This window comes from Campylobacter taeniopygiae, assembly GCF_005406225.1.
Lineage (GTDB): Bacteria > Campylobacterota > Campylobacteria > Campylobacterales > Campylobacteraceae > Campylobacter_D > Campylobacter_D taeniopygiae.
In genome coordinates this window covers 1-4,817 of the sequence record NZ_NXLY01000028.1, presented here as the reverse complement: position 1 = coordinate 4,817, position 4,817 = coordinate 1, and the positions used below count along the sequence as shown (strand labels likewise).

Sequence of the window (4,817 nt, the reverse complement as noted above, 5' to 3'; positions counted from 1 at the left end):
GTTGCCTTTCTAACTAATCCTATAGGACTTGCTCTTATGGCTATTGCTGCTATTGCTGCTTTGGTAATAATGAACTGGGATAAAGTAAAAGCCTTTTTTATAAACTTTATAGGAAAAATCAGTTCTGCTTTTAGTGCATTTGGTGATTTTTTTAAGGGAGTTTGGCAAGGAATTGGCGAGTTTTTTAGCTCTTTGTGGGATTCTTTGTTTGGGTGGTTTTCATCTAAATTTGAATGGCTTAGCAATGCTTTTTCTAAGATTAAAGATATAGCTAAAAGCGTGGCTTCTTTTTTTGGCTTTAATGAAAAAGAAAATACAATCAGCAATGAAAGCAATGAGATAAAACAAAATGAAGTAAGAAATTCGCTTACAAGTAAAAAAAGCATAGAAACAAAAACAAGCAACGCAGTTAATGTTAATGTGAATGGAACTTTTAATATAAGTTCAAATAATGGAGTGTTTGATTTAAAAGCTTTTGCAAAAGAAGTTGAAATGAGTGTTTTAAATGCATTAAATAAAAATGCTGATAAAACAAAACAAACTACGATTTGGGGATAAAATGATATTTAGTTTGGGTAATTTTGAATTTGAAGCTTTAAATGTTGATGAGCTTGAAAGAAATTATGAATATGGCATTACAAGTATAGATCGTATCAATAATCATAGTGCAATAGTGAGCACCAAAAAAGAAAATGAAAGCATTAGAATAAGCGGTAAAACCTTGCCTTTAAGCAAGGATAAAAATACTTACTTAGATACCTTAAAACAAATGGCAAGTAAAAATGAAAGCTATGTAATGTGCAGTGCAAATGGAATTTATTTTGGAAAATTTGTGATTTTGGGTATCAATGAAAAGCAAAGTGCCTTTTTGGAAGGAAGTGGCTTTTTAGTGCAAAGTTTTGATTTAAATTTACAAAGGGATTTTGATGAGTGAGATTTACATTGCAAAAAATAATGAAAGGCTTGATAGTGTGGTTTATAAACATTATGGAACGCTTTTGTATTTCGATCAGGTTTTAAAAACTAATCCCAATTTAGAAGCGATTTTAAAAACAGGTGATAAAGTGTTTTTGCCTAAAATTGAAATTAAAGAAAGCAAAGAAGAAGTGCTATGGTAAGAAAACCCAGCTTTAAACTCATTGCAAACGATAAGGATATAACGCAAAAAATAAGCCTTAATCTGATCAGTCTTAGTTTTGATGATAAAGCCAAAGATGAAAGTGATGAGATAAGTCTTAGTTTAAATGGGCTTTATGCAAGAGCTCCTTTTGGCGATAAACTAGAACTTTGGCTTGGCTTTGATGATAAGCTTTTTAAATGTGGAACCTTTAGCATTAATAGTTTTAGCAAAAACTATAGTACAAAATCAACTGATATCAAAGCTACAGCTATTAATTTTGCAAGCAATGTTAAAAATAAAAAATCAAGAACTTGGCAAAATACTAATCTTGGCGATATTGCATTAAAAATCGCTAAAGAGAATAATCTAAAAGTAAAGACTAATAGCGCAGGCAAAATTTACATCAAACATGAACTTCAAAACAATGTTAGTGATATAGAATTTATTTATATGCTTTGTGCTAAATATGGTTTTTTAGCTTGTATAAAAGAACAAACCCTTATTATCATAGAGCAAAAACAAGCTGCACAAGAGGGCATAAAGGGTGGTAGCAAGCAAGAAGGTGGTATTAAATATACTTTAGATATAAGCGAACTTAGTGATTTAAGCATTAGTATTAAAAATCGTAATGATTACACAGGAGTAAAACTTTCTTATCAAGATATCGATCAAGGCTGTGTTAAAAGTGTATTAAGTGGTAGCGATAAAGGCACAATATATGAGCTAAAAATCGGTGGAGTGAAAAATGAAAGTGAAGCTTTAAATTTAGCAAATGCAAAACTCAATGCTTTAAATAAAGGAGCTTATGAAGGAAGTTTTAGCATGATAGGAAACAATATAAAAGCTGGGGGAAGTTTAGAAATAAAAGGTATTGATGAAAAGGCTATTTTTAGCATTAAAGATGTAAAACACGACTTTTCTTTAAGTGGATATATTATAAGTGTTAATTTTGAAGGATAGATAAGGAAAGCCTTAAGCCTTCCTTTTCTAAGAACTAGCAAAAAAATTATAACTTCTTTTTAAAGAAGCTTACTTTTTTATTTTATTTTGAAAGGAGTTTGTATGAAAAATGCAAACAAATTTCTAAGAACTAGCACACTTACTAAACCTATTCAAACTAAACTAAAAGCTCCATTTGCTTGGATAGGAGGCAAAAACTATTTAGCCAAAGAAATCATTGCTTTAATGCCAGAGCATAAAAGCTATATAGAAGTATTTGGAGGGGCTTTAAGTGTGTTTTACCAAAAAAGTCCTTCAAAAATAGAAGTGATTAACGACATTAATGATGATTTAATCAATTTACACCTTTGTATAAGAAACAAACCGCAAAGTTTAGCTAATATTTTAAATTCTATGATAATAAGTAGAAAAATCTTTTATATGTTAAGAAACAAAGAAATCAAGCCAAAAAATGACTTAGAAAGGGCTGCTTTTTATTTTTATCTTATCAATACTTCTTTTGGATCAAGCATGGGACAATTTGCTATGAGTAAGCAAAGAGCACCTAAAAGATTATATAGAGACTTTAGTTTGCATACAAAAAGAATTAAAAATGCAAGCATAGAAAATAAAAGCTTTGAATATATTTTAAAAGAGTATGATTATAATGAAGCTTTATTTTATTTAGATCCGCCTTATGTGGGAACTGAGAGCTATTATAAAAATGTGCCTTGTTTTGGTTTAAAAGAACACGAGCTTTTATGCAAATTATTAAAAGATATCAAAGGTAAATTTATGCTTTCTTATAATGATTGTAATTTAGTAAGAGAGCTCTATAAAGATTTTAATTTTAAAGAATTAAAAGTAAGGTATTCTCTAAATAATAATGTTTTAAAAAGAAAAGAGAATAAAGAGCTTTTGATTATGAATTTTTAAACTATACTAGAGAATGTTTTTAAAATATTCTCTAATTCTTAAAGCAAAGAAGTTAAAAACTCTAAAGCTTCTTTGCTAAAATTTTCGCTACATTCTTCTAGGCAGTCTTTATCTAAAATCGCTCCGTATTTTAATAAAAGTAAAATCGCCCCAAAATTATTATGAGTAATAGCATAAAATATAGGTTTATCTCCCATACATTCTTTAGTAGCACTCATGCCATTTTTAAGATATTCTAAAACAAGATCATTATCTTGATTACAAATTGCACTCACAAATCTTTTAGTAAAATGTGCTTTGATATCATTTTGAATTAATGTCATTTTTATCTCCTTTTGTTTTTATGGAGACAACATTAGCTTCGTTTAGCTGAATGTGTGCTGTTGTTTTTAAAATTAATCCGTATTAACCCATTCCATTACAACAGATAATAAATGAGTATAATCACTACTTGTGGCTTCCTCTTTAAATTTGTTTATTTCCTCTTTACTCACGCCTGCTTTTTTTAAAGCCGTAGCCACCCTTGCTAAAATACTAAAAGCATTACCATCTTCTCCTGCTAATTTTACATAAATATTAGGATATTTCATTTTTTGCTCCTTAGAATTCACAAAAAGTGCTTTTTAATTCATATTTTTGTTTTTTATCATTGTATTTAACTACAAATTTTCTACCCTCAAGATATCTTTCAAATAAAGGAACTTGTATGATAGTTTCATCTTCATTTGTTTCAAGTTCATTAGCGATCAAATAAGAATGAATACCCAAATTATAAAGTGTCATAAGTTCTAATATATTATCCCTTGCAAGATAATCATTTTCTTTTAAAAGCTTTTTATATAAAGCCTTAAATTCACTCTCTAAATCTTGTATGATTTTTTCTTTTAATTTATCCATTTTAATCTCCTTTAGTTTTATAAAGACAACCTTTGTTTTACACTCTCTGTGAGATTAGCTTCGTTTAGCTGAATATATGCTGTCATAGCTTTGAAAGTTCTCCAATTACAACACCAATTAATAAAAAATCTCCATTTTTATAAAAAATATCTTTATACAAAGGATTTAAAGAATGCAAAATCACTCCATCAACTTGTTTTAAAACTTGTTTTATGTATAAGCCATCTCTAGTATTAATCACGCAAATGCTTTTATGTTTAAAAGCCTTGTTTCTATCTATTACACAAATGCTTCCATCTTTTATAATTGGCTCCATACTCTCTCCATAACAGGTGATAAACTCACATTCTTTGCTTCCAAAAAAGCTTAATAGTTTTTCATCTATGATAAGTTCAGAGCAATCTATTAAATCATTAATTCCACCACCACCCAAACTTGCATTTGTTTTATAAAGTTTTAGAATTTTATATTTATTCTCACACTCTAGCTGATTCTTAGGAGAACTTCCGTAAAAGAAATAATTTATGCTTATATTTCTTTCTTGCAAAAAATTGAGTATTTGTGGATAAGGAATGGAGTTTCTAAATTTCATAGAATTAAAAGTATCAGGATTAATACCTAATTCTTTGGCTATATCTTTTGTTTTTAAATTTCTTTTGCCTTCACTCGCAAGTATATCTTTTAATTTTTCAATCACTTCTTGCATTTGCATAAAAATCCCTTGATTTTAATTTCAAAGAATTTAAACATAAAATTTAAAAATACAATGAAAAGATTTTAAAATGAAAGGTTGTAGTTTTTAAGTTAAAATTATAAATTTTTAAATACAAAATATACTCAAATTTTGCATTAGAAATCAAAGTCGTATTTTTTGACTTTGATTTTAAGTGTCAAATGACTTTGATTTGAAAAGCGGTTTTATACA

8 protein-coding genes and 1 pseudogene are annotated in these 4,817 nt (G+C 28.2%); 5 read left to right on the top strand and 4 right to left on the bottom strand.

What is annotated here, in order from left to right:
- The 5 genes and pseudogenes from CQA75_RS08610 to CQA75_RS08590 form a co-directional block, all read left to right on the top strand.
- Window positions 1-558 (top strand): annotated as a pseudogene (locus CQA75_RS08610) (phage tail tape measure protein); the annotation flags it as partial.
- 1 nt (window position 559) lies between these two features.
- Entirely contained in the window at window positions 560-934 is a 375-nt protein-coding gene (locus tag CQA75_RS08605; protein WP_137624565.1) for a phage tail protein, read from the top strand.
- Window positions 927-1,118, top strand: coding sequence for a tail protein X (locus tag CQA75_RS08600; protein WP_137624564.1), 192 nt, complete (start codon window positions 927-929; stop codon window positions 1,116-1,118). Before CQA75_RS08605 ends, CQA75_RS08600 begins: the two co-directional genes overlap by 8 nt.
- On the top strand, window positions 1,112-2,080 hold the full coding sequence (locus CQA75_RS08595; protein WP_137624563.1) for a phage late control D family protein: 969 nt from the start codon (window positions 1,112-1,114) through the stop codon (window positions 2,078-2,080). The genes CQA75_RS08600 and CQA75_RS08595 overlap by 7 nt, the downstream gene beginning before the upstream one ends.
- A 102-nt stretch (window positions 2,081-2,182) precedes the next feature.
- The gene (locus CQA75_RS08590; RefSeq protein WP_137624562.1) at window positions 2,183-2,995 is read left to right on the top strand and encodes a DNA adenine methylase; all 813 of its coding nucleotides are present in this window, start codon (window positions 2,183-2,185) and stop codon (window positions 2,993-2,995) included.
- Between the two features lie 38 nt (window positions 2,996-3,033).
- Here CQA75_RS08590 and CQA75_RS08585 read toward each other — a convergent pair whose 3' ends face one another.
- The 4 genes from CQA75_RS08585 to CQA75_RS08570 form a co-directional block, all read right to left on the bottom strand.
- On the bottom strand, window positions 3,034-3,318 hold the full coding sequence (locus tag CQA75_RS08585; protein WP_137624561.1) for a hypothetical protein: 285 nt from the start codon (window positions 3,316-3,318) through the stop codon (window positions 3,034-3,036).
- A 72-nt stretch (window positions 3,319-3,390) separates the two neighbouring features.
- The gene (locus CQA75_RS08580) at window positions 3,391-3,585 is read right to left on the bottom strand and encodes a hypothetical protein (protein WP_070282457.1); all 195 of its coding nucleotides are present in this window, start codon (window positions 3,583-3,585) and stop codon (window positions 3,391-3,393) included.
- A 10-nt stretch (window positions 3,586-3,595) separates the two neighbouring features.
- A complete protein-coding gene (locus CQA75_RS08575) occupies window positions 3,596-3,892 on the bottom strand; it encodes a hypothetical protein (RefSeq protein WP_137624560.1) in 297 nt (98 codons plus the stop codon).
- A gap of 82 nt (window positions 3,893-3,974) precedes the next feature.
- Window positions 3,975-4,604, bottom strand: a complete 630-nt coding sequence (locus CQA75_RS08570; RefSeq protein WP_137624559.1) for a LexA family transcriptional regulator — start codon at window positions 4,602-4,604, stop codon at window positions 3,975-3,977.
- Between the last annotated feature and the right edge of the window lie 213 nt (window positions 4,605-4,817).